Here is a 19873-nt window from a genome sequence, read left to right as displayed (position 1 = left end):
ATACATAGCGTGGCTTCTGCTTTAATTTTTAAAGTATAAACCTTAAATTTAAGCCTACATATATAGGCTAACCTGAACATGCTACGACCAAGGGGAGAAAACGAGAAACCGTCCGTTACATTTTTCAATCAATTTGCACGCTATTTTGGCATGCTCATGACACTAGTATATGTAGCATTGGGCCTGTTTATGATCTTCATGGATGAGGAGCAGTATAACCTGAACATGTCAGATACGGCACGAACAATTTTTGGTGGTGTACTCATTCTTTACGGGCTTATACGATTTGTAAGAGCATATCAGGTTAATTCCAAATCAAGGAGAGACAGATAAAATGATTAAAGCATCCAAGGTGTTTTTAGGGCTGGCGCTAGGTGCTCTGGCAGCTTGCAATAGCAACCCTGAGACAGATCGTGACACTTCAACAACCGGCACCATCGGCATCAGCGTAGATGAAACCCTCCAACCTATTATAGAAAGCCAGGTAAACGCATTTGAAGGCATATACAGATACGCCAACATAAATGCACAGTACAAGGCAGAAGGAAAAGTACTTGAGGATCTTGTTAACGATAGCACGCGCATCGCCATCATATCGCGTAAACTGACAGATACAGAAAAAGGAGTCTTTGATCAAAAGAAAATTACTCCGAGGTATACCAGAATCGCAATTGATGCCGTTGCTTTAATTGTGAACAGAAAAAATCAGGATACCCTCCTGACAATGAATCAACTGCGTGACATTTTTTCAGGAAAGATCACGACATGGCAGCAATTAAACCCGGAAAGCAGCTTACGTGATATTGCCCTCGTGTTCGATAACAATAACTCCAGCACAGCCAGGTATATGCGCGACACGCTGATAGCGGGTCAACCATTGCCACCGACTGCCACTGCAAGCAATTCCCATCCGGCCCTTATTGATTATGTAGCCAAAAATCAGAATGCCATAGGGGTAATTGGGGTGAACTGGATAAGCGATCGGGATGATACAACATCTGTTAACTTCCTGAACCAGGTAAAAGTGGTAGGTATAAGCACAGAAGATAACCCGATAACAACAGACAGCTATTTTCAGCCATACCAGGCCTACATCGCACAGGGCGATTATCCGCTCAGAAGATTCTGGTATATCATTAGTACTGAGGGCCGTGCAGGTCTTGGCACAGGTTTTGCAGCTTACGTAGCAAGCGACCGGGGGCAGCGCATCATCTTAAAGTCTGGCCTTGTGCCTGCCACTATGCCTGTGCGCATAGTAGGTTTTAATAATAGACCGAGTAAATTCAGACAAGATTAACGATTACAAACAGAATACAAACAATAATAACACAACCTAAATTAAACTAACAATGACAAATAACTGGAAATATGCTTTACTGGTAGCTGCCATGTTCCCTACAGCAGCGGCATTTGCGCAGTCTGGCGATCAGGGCCGTAAAGCGGCTGAACTAGGGCGCTATCAGGAGGCTAAATCTATTTATAAATCTCAGTTGAACAATAAAAACGCTGACAACGCTTATTTTGGACTGGGTGATGTATACCTGCGTTCTGAAAATGTGGACTCAGCAGCCTACTACTTTAATCAGGGTCTGGCAAAGAACTCAAAGTCTGCCATCAACATGGTAGGATTGGGTAAAGTAGAGATCGCCAAAGGCAATCGTGCCGGCGCTGAGAAACATTTTGCTGACGCCATGAAGCGCGGCAAAAAGGATGCTTTTGTACTGGCTAGCATCGGCGAAGCTTACTTAATGGCTCCTGAGGCAACAGAGCAGGATTACAACAAAGCAATAGAATACCTGAAGCAGGCAGTAGAGCGTGATAAAAACAACGCTGAAGCTTACCTGCTGATGGGTGATGCATACCTGAAACTAGGCAATGGTGGTCAGGCGATGACAAGCTACGACAATGCTGTTCGTATCAACGACAAGTCTCCTAAAGCACACCTGAGAAGAGGCCAGCTTTATACCAGCTCACGTAACTACAACGAAGCAGAAGAGGCTTACAAGAAAGCAATTGAGCTGGATCCAAACTACGCTCCTGCTTACAGCGACCTTGGCGAACTATATTATTTTGCCGGACAGTATGACCTGGCACTTTCTACATTCAAGAAGTTTGTAGATATGTCAGAGAACACGCCTGCTACACGTGCCAAGTACGCATCTTTCCTTTTCCTGACAAAGGACTATGAAGGTACACTGCGCGAAGTACAGGAAGTGCTGAAAACAGAACCTAACAACAAGACCATGAACCGTCTGTTGGCTTACTCATACCTTGAGCTAGGCAAACCTGAAGAAGCGCTTCAGGCCATGGAAAACTACCTGAGCAAGATAGACCAGAACAGCCTGATTGCAAGCGACTATGAGTACTATGGCAGAATACTGGCCAGAAACAACCAGCCTGCGAAAGCTGTAGAGAACCTGGAAAAAGCAATCGAGCTGGATCCAAGCAAACCAGAGCTTTATTATGACCTGGCTAACATGTATGCCCGTGAAAAGCAGTTTGACAAAGCTGTGGAGGTATATAACAGAAAGCAGGAGAAACTCGGTGCTTCCAACACAGACTACTTCCACCTGGGTAATGCCTATATGATGGCAGAGCAGTTTGAGAAGGCTGACGAGACTTATAAGAAGATCACGGACGCTAACCCTACTTATGCTTATGCGCACCTGTGGAGAGCCCGTGCACAGGCTAACCTGGACCCTGAGACAGAGCAAGGCTTAGCTAAACCTCACTACGAGGAATTTATCAAGCTTACGAACGGCGAGAAAGAGAAGTATAAGAAAGAGCTGATCGAAGCGAATACATACCTGGGTTACTATTTCTATCTCAAAGGTGAGCGCGAGGATGCGATCAAGTACTGGACAGAGGTAAAAACGTTAGACCCAACTAACACCCAAGCAGAAACAGCACTTGCTGAGATCAACAAGTCGACTGCTACTAAAAAGAAGCGTTAGTTTTAACTGACCGCTGAAGCATGAAAAAGCCCGCTCTATACAGAGCGGGCTTTTTGTGTCTATCCTGTCCCGTCCTGAAATAGGTTGACACTAAAATCAACCTTATATGGAAAAAGCGACAGAGAAAAAAAGCAAGCGCACCCAGCGCGACTACACCTTAGGCTTTAAACTACAGGTGGTGGCCGAGGTAGAGCAAGGGGATCTGACCTACAAACAAGCCCAGAAAAAGTACGGCATCCAGGGCAGAAGCACCGTGCTGGTTTGGCTTCGTAAGCACGGTCGCTTAACTTGGGACTACAATCCAACCGCTATGTCCCAGACACCCAACCAACGCATCAAAGAACTGGAAGCCCAGCTTGCTGCCACTCAAAAGCAACTGAAAGAGGCCGAGCTCAAGGCCAAGCTGCTGGACACCATCATCGACGTGGCCGAGGGAGAGATGGGGATTCAGATCCGAAAAAAGCCACTGGAGGGGCCGTCGAACACCTCCGCCAGGAAGGGCAGATAAGCCTTTCTGTGGCCTGTAGACTGCTTGGCCACAGCAGACAAGCCTACTATCAGCGGCAGGCAAGAGTTCTGGAACAAAAGCAGATCGCCGATCAGCTCGTGGAGCTGGTGGAGCAGATCCGGATGCAGATGCCGCGCCTGGGCACCCGCAAGCTCTATCATCTCTTGCAGGAGCAGCTGCAGGTGGGACGAGACAAGCTCTTTGCGATTCTAAGAGAAAGAGGCCTGCTGATCAAGCCTCGCAAGAGCTACCATAAAACGACTGATTCAAAGCACTGGATGAAAAAGCACAGGAACCTGGTGGAGGGACTCAAAATAGAGCGCCCTGAGCAGGTGTGGGCGGCAGACATCACCTACATCCCCACCCGGCAAGGGCATAACTACCTTTCCCTGGTCACGGATGCCTACTCTAAAAAGATCATGGGCTACCACCTCTCCGAGGACCTGCGGGCAGAGGGGCCCCTGCAGGCCCTGCAGATGGCTGTGGGCAAAAGAAAGTATGGCTTTCACCTGATCCACCATTCGGACCGGGGACTGCCCTACTGCGCTGCAGAGTACCAGCAGCTGCTGGAAAAGGCGCAGATAAAGCCAAGTATGACCGAGAAGTACGACCCCTACCAGAACGCGGTGGCTGAGCGGGTGAATGGCATCTTGAAGGATGAGTTCGCCCTCGAGCGGGGCTTTGCCCACCACCTGGAGGCCGTGGCAGTGATCCGAGAGTCAGTGGACATCTACAACTGCCTCAGGCCCCACCTCTCGTGTCATCTCCTCACACCCGAGCAGATGCACCGGCAGGATAAATTAGAGGTGAAACAGTGGAAAAAGAAAACCTCCAACACAAACGCATTGGAGGTCTCAATTTAAAAAGTAACTTCGTCTCAAAACCGTCAACGTATTTCAGAACGAGACATACCTTCAGGTAAGTTTTATATGAGTTATGCCTTACTGATTTTCGTACAGTGACCACTTTGCCAACGCCGCTTGAAAGTCGTCGGGCAATTCGGAGTTGAACTGTATAAACTCTTTTGTGGTTGGATGCACAAAACCGAGCGATTTAGCATGCAATGCCTGACGCGGCATCAGTTTAAAAGTGTTTTCAACGAATGTCTTATAAGAGCCTGTTGGCATACCTTGCAGGACGTTGTCGCCTCCATAAGTTGCATCAGAAAACAGCGGATGCCCCAGGTACTTCATATGTGCCCTTATCTGGTGTGTTCTTCCCGTCTCCAGGTTACACTGCACCAACGACACATACTTAAATTTCTGAAGTACTTTATAATGAGTAACGGCATGCTTGCCAAACTCTCCGCCAGGGTATACTGTCATCACTCTCCTGTCTTTTGCACTGCGCCCCACATGGCCTGTAATCGTGCCTGCATCCTGCTTTGGTATTCCCCACACCAGTGCATAATAAGTTCGCTCGATCGTATGCTTGAAAAACTGCTTAGCAAGGAAAGCCATGCTATACTCAGTCTTCGCTATTACCAATAAACCAGAGGTATCTTTATCAATCCGGTGCACAAGCCCAGGCCGTCCCTCCCCGTTGCGGGCAGTAGGAAGTTGTTGCAAGTAGTATGTAAGAGCATTAACCAGCGTACCAGACCAATTATTAAACCCTGGGTGCACCACCATACCTGGCTCTTTGTTAATGATCAGGAGCTCATCATCTTCATAAATGATGTTGATCGGTATATCCTCCGGAATAATTTCGGTATCGCGTGGAGGCGTAGCCAATGTGATAGTAATCACATCCAGCGGCTTCACCTTATAGCTTACCTTCACAGGTTTTTGGTTTACCTGCACTGATTCAGAACGTATAGCGCCTTGTAACTTGTTGCGGGTCACATTGGGTAAACGATCCATCAGGAACTTGTCGATGCGCAGGAGCGCTTGCCCTTTGTCCACCACAATGCGGTGGTGTTCGTATAATTCGTCCGAATCTTCTATACTCTCCTGCTCTTCTTCAAAGTCAATCACGGTACTGGATTTAGGTATAAACAAAAAGAAAGCCGAGGTATAGAACATCGGCTTTCCTAAACTCACAAAGGAGTGTTAATTACTTTTTCTTCTTGGCTGGAGTTGCAGTTGCTGGCTTAGCGGCAGCTGGCTGCTGTGGCTGAGCCTGCTGTGCTGCTGCTGGCTGCTTGCTAGGGTCTACACCCAGTTTCTTGAACACCAAGTTGTTGATGCTGCCATTTTCAGGACCTTCCAGAATAGCCTGCTCACTCAGGATGTAAAGGTAACCGTTCTCTTTCGCTACATCTTTGATAGCGTTTTCGATCTTTACAAGCACTGGCTGAATCAGTGACTGCTCTTTTTCACGGATAGACATCTGAGCATCGTACTGGAACTTCTGGATAGACTGCTCTAGGTTCACCAGTTCACGCTCTTTGTCTTCACGCACCACTTTATCCATGGTCGAAGCACCTTTCTGGTAAGCCTGCAACTTAGTGTTATACTCTGTTTCTTTTGTTGCAAACTGCTCCTGCAGTTTCTGTCCATATACTTCCAATTCTTTCTGCATAGAAGCTCTTTCCGGCATCTTGCTCAGAATCTCTTCTACGTTAGCATATCCTATCTTAGTCGCCTGCTCGTTAGTCTGTGCAAAAGAGGCAAAGCTGATAAAGAAAAACGCTACTACTAAAAATTTGATTTTGTTCATGATTGGATGGTTAATTTGTTATGCTTGTTGTTTAGTTGTTTGACTTCTTTTTTGTTGGAGGCACCTTTTTCTTGTCCTGCTGCGTTTCGTTCCCTTCGTTTTGTATACCTGTTTCAGGCAGACTATCCGGGTCATCCACTAACGCATCTGCCGGGTGTTTGCCAGGCACATTCTGTTTATCCGTAGCAAGTCCCAGCTCTTCCAACACATACTCTGTGTAATCATGCACCGGATTGGTATAGATCATGATCAGGTCACCTGACTTATCAAATACCGTTTGCAGGCCTCTCGCCTTGGCAACTTTCTCAACTGCCGTAAAAACTTCATCCTGTATCGGTCTGATCAGGTCCTGACGGCGCTTGAACATCATGCCCTCGAAACCAAAGACTTTGCGCTGGTATTCACGCACTTCATTTTCTTTGCGGGAAATTTCTGCCAGGCGCTTCTTCTTCATCTCTTCCGTCAGAAGCACTTCTTCGGCCTTATAGTCTTCCTTCATCTTTTCTACCGCCTGGTGCATACCTTCTATCTCCTTCTGCCAGGCCGCGCTTTGTTTATCAAGCTCTACCTGTGCTTTGGCATAAGCCGGCATCTTGCTCAGGATAAAGTTAGAATCAATATAGCCAAACTTCTGCGCCTGCGAAACAGTCGTTAAGAAAAATCCGGCTAAAAAGATGAACAAAAACTTTTTCATACTAATTCCTTATCGTATCTGCTGTCCGATCATGAAGTGGAACTGACCACGCTTCATCTCCGGACGTCCAGGCACATCGTCGAATCTCCAACCGTAGTCGAAGCCTAGCAGACCGAAGGCCGCCATAAAGATACGCACACCTACACCGCCTGAGCGATACAGTTTAAACGGATTGTATCGGTCGTAACTACCAAAACTGTTACCTGCCTCTAGGAATGTGAGACCATAGATCGTAGCACCCGGGTTAGGAGAGATAAGATACCTTGCCTCCATCACAAACTTGTTATAAGCAATGCCACCTGTGTTTACTAATGTCGGGTCCGGATTGTTAATCACAGACTCGTCATCATAACCACGCAGGCCAATGTAGTCGGTTCCTACAAAGATGTTAGCACCACCTAAACCGTTACCTCCTAGTCTAAAACGCTCGAATGGACCAATACTTGTCTTCGAATTGTAGTTATTCAGGAAACCAAAGTGGGCTCGTGTGTTCAATACCAAATTCCCTGCCAAATTCATGAAGAAGGACGCATCGAGCATCCATTTATTAAATTCCACGAACTCAAAGTTATTGCGTTTGTCTGAGAACAGCGAGTAAGGCGGTGTCAGGTTTACGCTCAAAGAGATATTAGAACCCCTTCTTGGAAAGGTTGGATTATCAATACTCACACGAGCTAAGGTGTTGTTAAACGAAATATTGTTTGAGACACCATTTTCGAATGCAGTACCAAATAACGGGTAATTTTTAAGGGTATAGCGGTTATAGCTCAGGGTATGGCTTAACTGGAAGTAGTTATCCGGCCAATTTAGAGTACGGCCTAAGCTTATGGCACCACCATCCACATTCAATCTTCTGTCAACATCAGCTCTAGGCTCACGACGCACAGTCTTGAACACGCTCGCTGTAAGTGAGTTTCGCTTACGGCCACCTAGCCATGGCTCAGTGAACGAGAAAGAGTAAGACTGGTAGTAGCGTCCGTTTGCCTGCACATTAAGTGAAAGGCGCTGACCATCGCCACTAGGTAATGGCCGCCACTCTGATAGTTTAAACAGCTTACGGGTAGAGAAGTTGTTCAGAGTAAGGCCAACGGTACCTACCGCCCCAATCGGGCCACCCCAACCACCTGAAAGGCTGATCTGGTCATTCGGACGCTCCGATACGCTATAGTTAATGTCTACAGTTCCTTCTTCCGGGTTTGGCATCGGGTTCAGTCCGATTGTTTCCGGGTCAAAGTAGCCTAGGTTCGCTAATTCGTTTCGGGAGCGAATCAGGTCGTCGCGGCTGTACTTCTGACCAGGTAAAGTACGAATCTCACGAAGCACCACATGGTCACTTGTTTTGGTGTTGCCCGTCACCGTAACTTTGCTGATCGTTGCCTGCGGACCTTCTGACACACGCATCTCGATATCTATCGAGTCACCGTCCACTTTTACCTCTACCGGATCAATGTTAAAGAACAGGTAACCGTCATTCTGATAGAGAGCAGATACGTCTATACCTGTCGGGTTGTAGTTCAGGCGTTTGTCAAGTTCCTGCTTGTTATAAATATCACCTTTATTGATTCCCAATACGCGGGTCAGGTAATCATCCTCGTACAGGTAATTTCCATTCCAGGTAATGTTGCGGTAATAATAGCGGTTGCCTTCATCCAGGGTAATGCGTACACCTAACCGGTCTTCACTTATATTGTATACAGTGTCTGACACGATGATTGCATCACGATAACCCTCTGCGTTATAGAAGTCGAGCAGTAGCTGCTTATCGTTCTCGTATTCAGAGCGCTGGAATTTCGAAGAAGTAAATATCTTGTAGAGGCGCTTCTCTTTTGTCTTTTTGAGCTGGCGACGCAGTTTCTTGTCAGCAAAAGCTTCATTGCCCTCAAAGATGATTTCAGAAATCTTTACTTTATCTCCTCTGTCAATATTGATGTTCAGCACCACACTGTTTGGAGTCAGGGAATCAGGGCGCTGTACGATATTGATTTTTGCGTTGAGGTAGCTTTTCTCAGCGTAGTACTTACGAATAGCGGCGCGCGTCTGGTTCAGCACAGCATCCGTTACCACTTTACCTCTGATCAGGTTGATCTTCTCGCGTAGGGCATCCTGCTGTGATTTGTTTATGCCATTAAACTCGAAGCGAGACAAACGCGGGCGTTCCTTCAGGTCGAAGTTCAGGAAAATCTGGTTGCCTTCGATACGTGTTACATAAACGTCTATATCACCCAGAATACCCTGGTCCCATAGTTTCTGAATGGCACGGCTTATATCCTCGCCCGGAACAGTGATCTCATCACCAACTTTCAGACCCGAAACACCAATAAGTGAAATAGGGTCCAGGAACTTGATACCTGTAAACTCAATCCCGCCGATGCGGTACTGCTGGGGCTGGGTGTAGTCAATCGAATTGCTCTGTGCTTGATTATTCAGAACTTGTGAAGAAGCTGTGCCTGTCATTAGCAGAAACACAAGCACCCAGATGCATCTTGTCATTAATATGTTCACTTTGTTAGTTGTTCACTTGTCTTGCCAAAGCGGCGTTCTCTCCTCTGGAAGGCGCATATGGCTTCGTATAAATGCTCTTTGCGGAAATCAGGCCAGAGTAGCTCTGTAATGTATAGCTCCGTATAAGCCAGCTGCCAAAGCAGGAAATTGCTGATGCGCTGCTCTCCGCTCGTTCGGATCAACAGTTCGGGATCAGGTATACCTGCCGTAGAAAGGTGCTGTGCTATAGTTGCTTCGCTAATATCAGCAGGTGCTATAGTACCATGACCCACTTCAACTGCAATCCGTTGCATGGCTTGCGCAATATCCCAGCGGCCACTATAGCTAAGGGCCAGCACCAAAGTCATGCGGGTGTTGCCCTTTGTTATCTCTATCGCTTCAAGCAGTTCTTTCTGACAGGCTTTCGGCAGACTCTCTGTATTTCCGATCGTCTGTAACCGGATATTGTTCTTGTTCAGAGTCGCGGTTTCTTTTCTGATAGTAGATACCAGCAGCTGCATCAGTGCGGAAACCTCTGTTGCCGGCCTCGACCAGTTTTCGGTAGAGAACGCGTATAGGGTTAGATATTCGACACCCATCTCCGCTGCAGCCTCCACTGTTTCGCGAACAGCTGTGATCGCACTCTGATGACCGAAAATTCGCAGGCCTCCACGTTTCTTCGCCCAACGTCCATTTCCGTCCATGATAACGGCAATGTGTCTTGGCAAATTGTCTAAATCTACTTGTTCCCTTAAATTCATTAAACCACAATTTCCTTGCAAGTTACAAAAAGCAAGATAATTTAATGAAATTTTAGCGGGTTAATCTAGTATTCCGGCTTTGCGTTTGTAAACAGGCGGGCAGTTAAGTCGATACAGCGTGTAAGAGAGGCTTATTCCGTTATAGAAGTACATATCTTTATCGAATGGATTGGCATATGACTTGGAATTGCCCGCACCCAGGTCTGTGGCCAGCAATCCGGATCCGCTCTCCTGCAGATAATCCAGGTTATCCGTGAACATAAAGCGGGGACCAAACTCCAGGCCAAGGTTCCAGTGTTTACTCAGGGCATATTTTACTCCTACACCAAATGGTATGGTTACTGTAAATTTGTTGTCGAACGGTTCCATCACATCGCCTTGCCGGGTGAGCTGATGGTTAAAGTTGAGTAGCGCCGCTCCTAAGAAGAAATAGGGCGAAACACGGTGCGGCTGCCGGATATTGGCATAGTAGTCCAGAAAGTTGTACTCTATACCTAGTGAAAACTCTATCATACTCAGCTTCAACTCCGTATCGCGCCAGTCATGGTGTGGCAGATTCTGCGATTCGTCTTTAAATGCTTTGTCGTTGAAAATGCGGTGGCTGCCCATAAAGGCGGCCTTGAGTGTAATAGGAGCGGAAATATCATGACGATAGAAAATCGTCATGGCAGGCTGATTATTTAGGAAACGGTAATTAGGGGAAATTTCACCAACGTAATTAGCTCCGCCTATACCTGCACCTATCTCGCTGGTAGTCACAGGCTTAATCTGCTGCAGCTGAGCCTTAGCAGTATGGCATAAAAAGACGCTCCCAATTTGCAGTAGTACACAAATAAGGAGCGTCTGTCTGAATGTATTCAAAATCATGTAAACTTGTTTCGGAGTTTAGGAAAACAACGCACTATACTCCGTTATATTATCTGAATTTAGGTCTTCTTACACGTGGGTTCAGAATATAGTTAAGACCAAGGCTGGTTTGGATATACCAGTCGTTGTCAGAGCTGTTGCCACGGGTACGGTTGCTGCTTGTACCGTAAGGGCGCAGACGGCTAAATCCATTAGGTTCTGTGATCAGGTCGTTTGTAAAACCTGACTCAGCGCTTCTGTCAGAGAAAATAACAGAGGCATTGCGGTTATCTACGCGGTTTCCTTCGCTAAGCAGCACATTTTTATCTACGTGGGCTGTACTTACGTCATCCAGGTAGTCTGTAAAGGTGGCTCTCCAACCTACCTCAAAGCTAAAGTCCCAGTTACGGTCCAGCTTGTATCTTACACCAAGGCCAAACGGAATAGCAATCTGCACACGGCTGTAAGGGTCACTAACGGTTCCCTCCTGATCCACGAACTGACCTTCCGTACCAAGCGGCTGCAGTTCATACCAACCAGTAGGAATATCCTTGTCAGCTGACAGACCTGGGTGCGAACCATTTTCATAATACGCTTTTGGGTTATGGTGTAATACTGCCACACCTATGAAACCATAAGGCACGAAGTCTGGACGACGACGGTAGTAGTTGCGGTTTTCAAAAAGGTCTATGATCGCTACAGCGCTCAACTCTTTAATGTCGTTGCGGAAAGACAGGTTACGTCTGTAACGGCCTAAGTTCTCCCCTTCGTCCGGTCCTGCTGCCAGGGCGTCATCACCCGCGATACGGTTCCAGTTGAAAGCCACACGCGATGAAATACGCGGGAAGTGACGATGCGTATAATTGATGCCTATACTTGGTCGGGTAGACTTCACGCGCATACTTGTAAAGTTAGGCTGAGGCACCAGGTCGCCGAAGTAGTTAGAAGCTCCTAACTGAATACCCACCGTAGAGTACTCCTTTCGCTTGGTAAATCGCTGTGCTTCAGCCTCTATGGCCACAGTAGTCAGCACAACAGTAAGTAATAAAAACAGCGTAGTAAATTTCTTCATAGCGAACCAATTTCTTTTAAGCGTATTTCCGCAGGCTTATAATTCATCCAAATTAAACCTTTGTGACAAAAATAGAAATAATTTTCTGGTATAAAAATATGTATATTAAATATTGAATATAATTTACCTAAAAATATTTGTCCTTTTATCAAGACCCCAGTTTAATTTGCCCCGTAGCGTGGTCAGGAAGTTGACGTGGTGCAGCTTAACAAGCCGTGCCACAAAGTTCTCTCGACGCACTGCTATTTGAACTGACATATCTACAGGAACGGATCTTGAATCGAGGGAAGCGAGGTAAGTACTGCTGCGCCCCTCCACTTCAAACGAGATCACACTCCGGTCTGACACGATCATGGGCCGCACGTTCAGGTTGTGAGGGCATACGGGTGAAATAACGAAATTGTTGGTCTGCGGCAGCACCAGCGGACCGCCGCAACTCAGTGAGTAGCCCGTCGATCCGGTCGGGGTAGCGACCACCAGTCCGTCGGCCCAATAGGTGTTCAAATACTCCCCATCTATATACGCATGCACGGCTATCATGGACGAGGAATCGCGCTTGAGCAAACTGAACTCATTTAACCCGAAGTTGATACCGTCAAATATTTCCAGATCGGAGTCTACCCGGATCAAGGCTCTATCATCGAAGGTATAATGGCCTTTGAAAAGAGCATCCAGGGCCAGGTTAATGCTGTCGTGTGCAATGGTGGCCAGGAACCCGAGTCGACCTGTGTTGATACCCAAAATCGGAATTTGAAGAGCCCCTACATACGTAACTGTGTCCAGCAGGGTGCCGTCTCCGCCCAGACTTAGCACAAAGTCAACTCCCACCAGGCTGTCGCCGCGGTTAAAGGTCGAGATGTCCTCCGGTAGGTTGATACGATTTTGCAAAAAAAGACTGAAGTGCTCCACCACCATTACCTCAGCCTTCCGACGCAGCAATTCGTCAAACAGGTTCTGGATAAAAGGTCCGTATTCTTCGTCGAAGGGTTTTCCCAGTATAGCTATCTTCATATATCTTCTTTTTCATTAAAAAGGGAAACGGCCACTCAGGTAAAAACCGCTGGTCTTCTCCCGGTTGATGGTATATTCAGCCCGGAACACAAAATCATAAAAAGTGACCAGATGCAGCCCTACTCCTATACCTGCCAATAGTCGGTTTGCGAGCGGGTTGCCTTTCTCAAACACCTCATCTACGACATAGCCTGCATCTGTGAATACGTTGGCATACAGCGCGAGCGGCACTTTGTTGAACTTGGGGCTTTTAATAAATTTCAGGTGCATGCCCTCGTGCTGAAAGAGTTCGCGTGTAAGTCCCTGCTTAAACAACCCGAAGTACTGACCGCCTACTACCTGCAACTCATAACCCCGCACCAGCGAACGAAAACCCAATGCTACATTATCAGCATAGGCATAATGCTTCGATAGTCGGGCCTGCGCTTCACCTCCCACAAAATAATAATATTTACCTGATAAGTGACGATAATCTACATACTTCGCGCGCAAGGTCGTGATAGGTGTTCCATTCCCGTTGAGGAAGAAAGTCTGCGCGGCAATCGCCTCGAAATAACTGCCTGTAAGTGGGTATACGAAGGAGTTACGCAGGTTCACCACTTTGGATAACTCTAGTCGCAGGTACTGTCGATCTTGATTATCTTCGCTATAATATTCCGGATTCAGAGTCAAAACTGTATCAGCTACCTGCTCCTGCACATAGGTTAATCGTAGTCCTTCCTGCCGCTGCACGCTCTGCCGGTGTGTGATGCCGGATGTGAGCAGTGTTCGCTGAATAGGCACGCCACTCTCCTGCACATAAAACCGCTGCCGGTTGTTGAGCGTGCGATAGTCAATGGCGCGGCTACGGTAGTCTGCTATACCGAAGTCCATACCTAGTTTGTGGGCGCGACTAATATACGGTACCCGGTAAGTGAATTCCAGTCGTTTGTTAAAACCCTGCTGCAGCCTGATGCGCACCTCTTCGTTGCGCCCCCTGAAATTGCGCCTGATCAGGTTGATACCATAATCGACACGGCTCCAGTCGCGCCGCTCGAGCCAGGCATTGAAGTTACGATCGGCTATGTCCAAGATTGGTATAGGGTATAGGTACCAGCGCTCCTGCATGGTAAAGGTCACAGTCACCAGGCCTTCGCGACAGGTATAGGTATAGCCCACTTCATGAAAAAGACGCAGGTTAAAGAGTCTTCTCCGGTTTTCTTCCAGCTTTTCTTCCAACTCAGCGGTTGCCAGCGTGTCGCCGGGGGCAATGTTCAGCTCAAACAGCAGCATGCGACTCTTGCTCACCTCGTTTCCGGCAAAGCCGATACTGTCAATCACTGCCACAGGCGTGTTGCAGGGCTGTGCCGCCAAGGTATGGCATAGCCAGCTCAGGCACAGCAAAAGGGCGGCACGCAGTCTCACAAACGGGCTTATATGTCCAGGTACTTGAAGAGCATGTCCAGCCGGTCGCGGCCAACGTCGTATTTGGAGGCATCCTGAAACTGGGCCGTCACACGGTACTCGAAGCGCTCGAGCGTAGCCAGGATACGGTTAAGATCAGAAGTGTTGAGTTTAAGCGTGAGCTTGATATTATAGGGGTCTACTTCGTCGGGCGATACATAGGCACTCAGGATTTTGGCATTATCCTCCTCTATCAGGCGGCTGATCTGACCAAGCGAGTAGTCGCGCTCCGGCATTGTGAGCACCAGAATACTGCCCTGGCCCTGCAATGCCGACATCTGCCCGAAAGCGGCCAGGGTGTCGTTGATAGTGATAATGCCCATGTAGTCCTGCTCCTCGTCGAGCACGGGCACTACCTGTATCTTGTTTTTGATAGCGGCCTCCATCACATCATAAAAATGCTGGTGGTGCATCACAAACACATCGCTATACTCCAGTTCAACATGCTCCAGCGTCTGGTCACGGTCCGGCAGCTCAATCAGGTTGGTTTCGGTGGCCAAGCCCATGTACTTGCGGTTGCGGGACACAGGCAGTTCATTTACGCGGAACTCATCCATCCATCGCAAAGCCTTCTCAACGGTGTCGTAAAGCTTAAGCGGCGGTATCATTTGGTTGATGAGTTCTTCTGCGATCATGTGGCTGTTTCTCTTACTTGTGTTTTGGCCAAAAATTTATCTAAGATACTGTTAAATCTCTCCGGATGTTCCATCATCGGCGCATGTCCGCACTTGTCTATGAAATAAAGTTCGGAATTATGAATCAGTCGGTTGAACTCGTGTGCCACCAGCGGCGGCGTGATCGTGTCGTTCAGTCCCCATATTAACAGGGTAGGCACCTGAATGTTCTCCAGATCCTTGCCCAGGTTGTGCCGCTGGGCCGACTTGGCGATGGCAATAATGCGCAGACACTTGGCATTGCTGTTGGTAATGTCGAACACCTCATCTACGAGCTCTTTCGTGGCCGTTTCGGGGCTGTAGAAGGTATAGCCTACACGCTCTTTTACATATTCGTAGTTGCCGCGCTTGGGAAACGAGCCGCCCATCGAATCCTCAAACAGGCCGGAACTACCCGTGAGCACCAGGCGCTTTACTTTGGCCGGATTCTTTAAGGTATAGACCAGCGCCACATGCCCGCCCAGCGAGTTGCCGAGCAGCGTCATATTGCTCAGATTCTTAAATTTAACAAAATCTTCAATAAAAGAAACCAGCCCCGGCACACCTGCTTTGTGAAGTGCCATCTCATAGATGGGCATGAGCGGAATAACCACACGGTAGCTTTTAGAGAAATGGTCTACTACACCGTTCCAGTTACTCAGAGCTCCGAACAAGCCGTGCAGTAACAGCAATATTTCGCCTTCGCCTTCGTCTATGTACTGAAATTCGCCTTCGTGTTTGACCTGTAGATTCATTCCTGTAATTGCTAAAAGTAATGTGTTGTAAAAAAGTCTGGCTGCTACCGACCTGCAATATTAACAAAATCAAGCCAGTTTTGCAGCATATCGAGCCCATAAGTCGTGAGGGCGGCCTCCGGGTGAAACTGCAGCGCATACAACGGAAGTGTGCTGTGTCTGAAGGCCATTAGCTCCTTTTGGGCTGTATACGCAAGCGGCACAATAGTGTCAGGCCAGCTTTTCAGGACCAGGGAATGATAGCGCACAACGGGCATTTTGGAGGGCAGGCCGGAAAAAAGCGGATCATCCTCACAAATGATCTCGGAGATTTTGCCGTGCATGGGCTTTATACCTTTATCGAGGCGGGCACCGAAAAACTCGCCCAGCGCCTGATGCCCCAGACAGATACCCAGCATGGGTAATTTGTCGTGGTAATGCCGAATCACGTCCATCATCACCCCTGCCTGCTGCGGCTCTCCCGGCCCAGGCGACAAGACGATCCCTTCAATGGGCAGCGCTATGATTTCTTCCAGCTTCACATCGTTGCGCAACACGTGCACCTCTGCTCCTAACTGACCAAAATAGTCCACCAGGTTGTAGGTAAAGGAGTCGAAGTTATCGAGCAGAAGCAGCATGGTTTGAGTAATGTGCTAATCGGTGATAAGGGGATGTGCGGGTGACGATAGAAGGGTATAAACTACAGACTTTCTGGCAGGAAATAATAACTTAATAAAGTTAATGCGATAATGAATAAATAGAGATTCTTCCAAAGCCTCATATGAAAATGTGCATCATAAGCTTTTGAGTAAAAGTAAGTAGCAGCATAGCTTAACAGCCATGAAAGGCAAAACTGGAAAACAACATTGATAAATGCATCCCATTGTAAACCTTTGATGAAGAACCAAACAAAAGCGGATAGCAATGTAATGAGTATAACCATTACATTTTTGACTGCTTTATCTAGTATCAGGTTTTTCAAATTTTTGGCTTAGGTGGTTCCTTTGGGGTTTTAAATAGTTAGCTATTACTCTATTATCAAATCCCGCCATATCATCCCTAAAAATGCTCTTTGAGCGAAAGCAGCAGCGACTTTACAAACGGCAGCACGTAACTCATAACCCCAAGGGCATAGGGTGTTGTTTTTACGACGAATGGGTATACCATTGAGCTTGACGCTGTCTCGGGTGTGATGGCTATACCTGCCATCTCCGAAACGTAGAGCAGCAGACTCAGGGCCACGGTCCATTTCAAGGCGCCCAACAGGCCGCCCAATATGTTATCAAACAAGCCGAACGGGGTGAAATCGATCACTCTTTTGAGCAGGATACCCAGCACTCTTACGCCTAATATGATGCCCACGAAAATAACCAGAAAGGTGACAAAAGGCAGTAGACCACCGGCATCGCCAATGTACTCTTTCATGATGGGCAGACCGGAATCAAGCAGTTTGAGGCCAAGCAGAATGCCCAGCACAAGTGCAAACAGCGAAATAAGTTCGAGCAAAAGACCTTTGCGGAAACCCATAAAGGCGCCGAACAGAATAGGTATGGCCAGAAAAATATCGAAGGTACTCACAGGATAAAAACATTAAAGGCAGAAGCGAACACCTGTCGCTCCTGCCTTCAAATATAGTGTAATTGCAACACGCACGCTAGTATGCAGGCAGCAAAAATCCTGATCTTAGAAATCTGTATTGTTCAGCAAGTCCCCTACGGCTTTGGAAATAGCACGTCCGTCGGCCTGTCCGGCCAGTTCGCGGGAAGCAACGCCCATCACCTTGCCCAGGTCTGAAGGGCCGCTTGCGCCCACACGCTGAATAATGTCCAGCAGGCGAATGCGCAGGTCACCCTCGTCTAGCTGCTTTGGCAAATACTCTTCTATTACGGCCAGCTCGGCCAGCTCAACCTCTTCCAGGTCGGGGCGCTGCTGCTTGGCGTATATCTCCGCTGACTCACGGCGCTGCTTAGCGGCCTTGGTGAGCAACTTCATTTCAGTGTCCTCGCTGATACCGTCGGTGCCACCCTTTTCGGTCTCGGCCAGCAATATGAGCGATTTTATGCTGCGCAGCGCTTGCAGGCGAGCTTTTTCTTTGGCCAGCATCGCCTGCTTTATATCGGTTTCAATGCGTTGTTTTAAACTCATAGTTTTATGGTTGATTGATTATTAACAGCAAGTGATGGACTTCCTGCCTATACTTTATACACTACTACAGCCAATGCCATAGGTTATCATCTTAAGCAAATTTCCACTAATTTAGTCTTTCCGTATGCATACGTATCACCAGCCTGCGGGCTACAACATACATACCATGACCAAACTCAGTGTAAATATAAACAAAATAGCCACACTGCGGAACGCCCGCGGCGGCGACAGACCCAATGTAGTGCAGGCCGCCAAGGATTGCGAGCGGTTCGGGGCCGAAGGTATAACAGTGCACCCGCGCCCCGACGAGCGTCACATCCGCTACCGCGATGTGTATGACCTGAAAGAAGTCGTGACCACTGAGTTTAATATTGAAGGCAACCCAACGCCCGATTTTTTAAAACTCGTAAAAGAAGTGCGACCAGCCCAGGCCACGCTGGTGCCCGATGCGCCGGATGCCATCACCTCCAACGCCGGCTGGGATACGCTGCAGCACAAAGATTTCCTGACGGATGTGATCGGTGAGCTGAAAGCGCTTGGTATACGCACCTCCATTTTTGTGGACCCGGATGTGCGGATGATCGAAGGAGCCTCTTTTGTTGGAACAGACCGGGTAGAACTCTACACCGAAGCCTATGCCAAAGGCTACCCAACCAACCCTGAAGAAGCGATACGCTCATACCTGGTGGCGGCGCAAAAAGCACAGGAGTTTGGCATCGGCCTCAACGCTGGCCACGACCTCGACCTCGACAACCTGAAGTACTTAAAAGACACACTACCCGGCCTGCTGGAAGTGAGCATCGGTCACGCGCTGATTTGTGACGCGCTATACCTTGGGCTGGAAAACACGATCCAGCTATACCTGCGTCAACTTAAATAAAGTGGCCAAAACCATCACTATACAAGAGTTTTTGGCAGAAGCGAAGCAATTGCCAGTGCTGGATGCCCGCGCACCCAAAGAGTATGCGATTGGCCGTATACCGCAAGCCCTTAGTTTCCCCATTTTTTCGGATGAGGAGCGGGCTAAAGTAGGCACTGCTTACAAACAACAGGGGCACGACCCGGCTGTGCTGATCGGGCTCGACCTGTTTGGCCCTAAAATGTCAGGGTTTGTACAGGAGGCGGAGAAGCTGGCTCCGACGAAAGAGGTGCTGGTGCATTGCTGGCGCGGCGGTATGCGCAGCAGTGCCATGGCCTGGCTCCTCGACTTTGCCGGATTTCAGGTATACCTGCTGCAGGGCGGCTACAAGGCTTACCGGCAGTACATGCACGAGCAGTTTGAGCGGGAGCGCCCGCTGCTCATTATCAGCGGCAATACCGGAAGTGGCAAAACCGACCTGCTCCCATACCTGCAGCAGCACGGTCAACAAGTCATTGACCTCGAAGGGCTGGCCAGTCACAAAGGCTCTTCTTTCGGGGGCATCGGCATGGAACCACAGCCCAGCACCGAGCACTTCGAGAACCTGCTGGGTATGGCCATGCTCGAGCTGGATGATCAAAAACCGTTTTGGCTGGAAGACGAAAGTATCGGCATCGGAAAGGTACAGTTGCCTAAACCACTCTACCAACATATGCAGGTATCCCCAACCGTTGTGCTCGATGTTCCGAAATCGCTGCGTATACAGAAGCTCGCTGAGGAGTATTGCCGCACTGATCGGGTTGTGCTGGAGTCTGCCATTCTGAGAATAAAGAAACGACTGGGCGGATTGGCCACCAAAGAAGCGATTGAAGCCATCTCAGCTGGCGACATGGAGAAGATGGTTGACATTGCCCTGACCTATTACGACAAAGCCTATACCTACGAACTGGCCAAAAAGCAAAGTGTGCTGCGCCTGCCTCTGGAAACTTTGGACCCGGAAGAAAACGCCCAGCGCCTGATTGAATTCGCAAAACAGCAAAAGCTGATTTAA

General features: G+C 48.2%; 19 protein-coding genes. 5 read left to right on the top strand and 14 right to left on the bottom strand.

Annotated features, from left to right (window positions below):
• Nucleotides 1-334 precede the first annotated feature (334 nt).
• From K3G39_RS12350 to K3G39_RS12340, 3 genes are all read left to right on the top strand, one after another.
• Entirely contained in the window at nt 335-1297 is a 963-nt protein-coding gene (locus tag K3G39_RS12350) for a PstS family phosphate ABC transporter substrate-binding protein (protein WP_220626481.1), read from the top strand.
• A gap of 52 nt (nt 1298-1349) precedes the next feature.
• Complete coding sequence (locus tag K3G39_RS12345) at nt 1350-2954, top strand: tetratricopeptide repeat protein (RefSeq protein WP_220626480.1); 1605 nt, start codon at nt 1350-1352, stop codon at nt 2952-2954.
• A 106-nt stretch (nt 2955-3060) separates the two neighbouring features.
• Nucleotides 3061-4325 (top strand): IS3 family transposase gene (locus tag K3G39_RS12340; RefSeq protein ID WP_370627256.1). Its coding sequence is split into 2 segments (ribosomal slippage): nt 3061-3424 and nt 3424-4325, totalling 1266 coding nucleotides; the frame shifts between segments, so codons are not numbered across the junction.
• A 78-nt stretch (nt 4326-4403) separates the two neighbouring features.
• Here the strand turns inward: K3G39_RS12340 and K3G39_RS12335 are convergent.
• The 14 genes from K3G39_RS12335 to K3G39_RS12270 all read right to left on the bottom strand — a co-directional run bounded on the left by K3G39_RS12335 (nt 4404) and on the right by K3G39_RS12270 (nt 17963).
• Complete coding sequence (locus K3G39_RS12335) at nt 4404-5486, bottom strand: RluA family pseudouridine synthase (protein WP_255594289.1); 1083 nt, start codon at nt 5484-5486, stop codon at nt 4404-4406.
• Nucleotides 5487-5517: 31 nt separating this feature from the next.
• Nucleotides 5518-6123, bottom strand: coding sequence for an OmpH family outer membrane protein (locus K3G39_RS12330; RefSeq protein ID WP_220626478.1), 606 nt, complete (start codon nt 6121-6123; stop codon nt 5518-5520).
• 31 nt (nt 6124-6154) lie between these two features.
• Nucleotides 6155-6817: an OmpH family outer membrane protein gene (locus tag K3G39_RS12325; RefSeq protein ID WP_220626477.1), complete on the bottom strand. Its 663-nt coding sequence runs from the start codon at nt 6815-6817 to the stop codon at nt 6155-6157.
• 9 nt (nt 6818-6826) lie between these two features.
• Entirely contained in the window at nt 6827-9307 is a 2481-nt protein-coding gene (gene bamA / locus K3G39_RS12320; RefSeq protein ID WP_220626476.1) for an outer membrane protein assembly factor BamA, read from the bottom strand.
• A gap of 8 nt (nt 9308-9315) precedes the next feature.
• Nucleotides 9316-10059 (bottom strand): isoprenyl transferase, encoded by a 744-nt coding sequence (locus K3G39_RS12315; protein ID WP_220626475.1) that lies wholly within the window; start codon nt 10057-10059, stop codon nt 9316-9318.
• Nucleotides 10060-10119: 60 nt separating this feature from the next.
• A complete protein-coding gene (locus tag K3G39_RS12310) occupies nt 10120-10818 on the bottom strand; it encodes a DUF6089 family protein (RefSeq protein ID WP_370627255.1) in 699 nt (232 codons plus the stop codon).
• 157 nt (nt 10819-10975) lie between these two features.
• Complete coding sequence (locus K3G39_RS12305) at nt 10976-11977, bottom strand: DUF6089 family protein (protein WP_220626473.1); 1002 nt, start codon at nt 11975-11977, stop codon at nt 10976-10978.
• Nucleotides 11978-12100: 123 nt separating this feature from the next.
• Entirely contained in the window at nt 12101-12988 is an 888-nt protein-coding gene (locus tag K3G39_RS12300) for an NAD kinase (RefSeq protein WP_220626472.1), read from the bottom strand.
• A gap of 15 nt (nt 12989-13003) precedes the next feature.
• Nucleotides 13004-14392, bottom strand: coding sequence for a POTRA domain-containing protein (locus K3G39_RS12295; protein ID WP_370627254.1), 1389 nt, complete (start codon nt 14390-14392; stop codon nt 13004-13006).
• An 8-nt stretch (nt 14393-14400) separates the two neighbouring features.
• Nucleotides 14401-15066: a CBS domain-containing protein gene (locus tag K3G39_RS12290; RefSeq protein ID WP_220626471.1), complete on the bottom strand. Its 666-nt coding sequence runs from the start codon at nt 15064-15066 to the stop codon at nt 14401-14403.
• The gene (locus tag K3G39_RS12285) at nt 15063-15839 is read right to left on the bottom strand and encodes an alpha/beta fold hydrolase (protein ID WP_220626470.1); all 777 of its coding nucleotides are present in this window, start codon (nt 15837-15839) and stop codon (nt 15063-15065) included. Before K3G39_RS12285 ends, K3G39_RS12290 begins: the two co-directional genes overlap by 4 nt.
• A gap of 44 nt (nt 15840-15883) precedes the next feature.
• Entirely contained in the window at nt 15884-16456 is a 573-nt protein-coding gene (locus K3G39_RS12280) for an aminodeoxychorismate/anthranilate synthase component II (protein ID WP_220626469.1), read from the bottom strand.
• Nucleotides 16457-16877: 421 nt separating this feature from the next.
• Nucleotides 16878-17396, bottom strand: a complete 519-nt coding sequence (locus K3G39_RS12275; RefSeq protein ID WP_220626468.1) for a CvpA family protein — start codon at nt 17394-17396, stop codon at nt 16878-16880.
• A 105-nt stretch (nt 17397-17501) separates the two neighbouring features.
• Complete coding sequence (locus K3G39_RS12270) at nt 17502-17963, bottom strand: GatB/YqeY domain-containing protein (RefSeq protein WP_220626467.1); 462 nt, start codon at nt 17961-17963, stop codon at nt 17502-17504.
• Nucleotides 17964-18129: 166 nt separating this feature from the next.
• Between K3G39_RS12270 and K3G39_RS12265 the strand changes: the two genes are divergently transcribed.
• A complete protein-coding gene (locus K3G39_RS12265; RefSeq protein WP_220626466.1) occupies nt 18130-18843 on the top strand; it encodes a pyridoxine 5'-phosphate synthase in 714 nt (237 codons plus the stop codon).
• Nucleotides 18782-19873, top strand: coding sequence for a tRNA 2-selenouridine(34) synthase MnmH (gene mnmH, locus K3G39_RS12260; RefSeq protein WP_370627253.1), 1092 nt, complete (start codon nt 18782-18784; stop codon nt 19871-19873). The genes K3G39_RS12265 and mnmH overlap by 62 nt, the downstream gene beginning before the upstream one ends.

The sequence above is a fragment of the Pontibacter sp. HSC-14F20 genome (genome assembly GCF_019599265.1).
Classification (GTDB): Bacteria; Bacteroidota; Bacteroidia; order Cytophagales; family Hymenobacteraceae; genus Pontibacter.
This window is presented reverse-complemented; position numbering and strand designations above follow the sequence as displayed.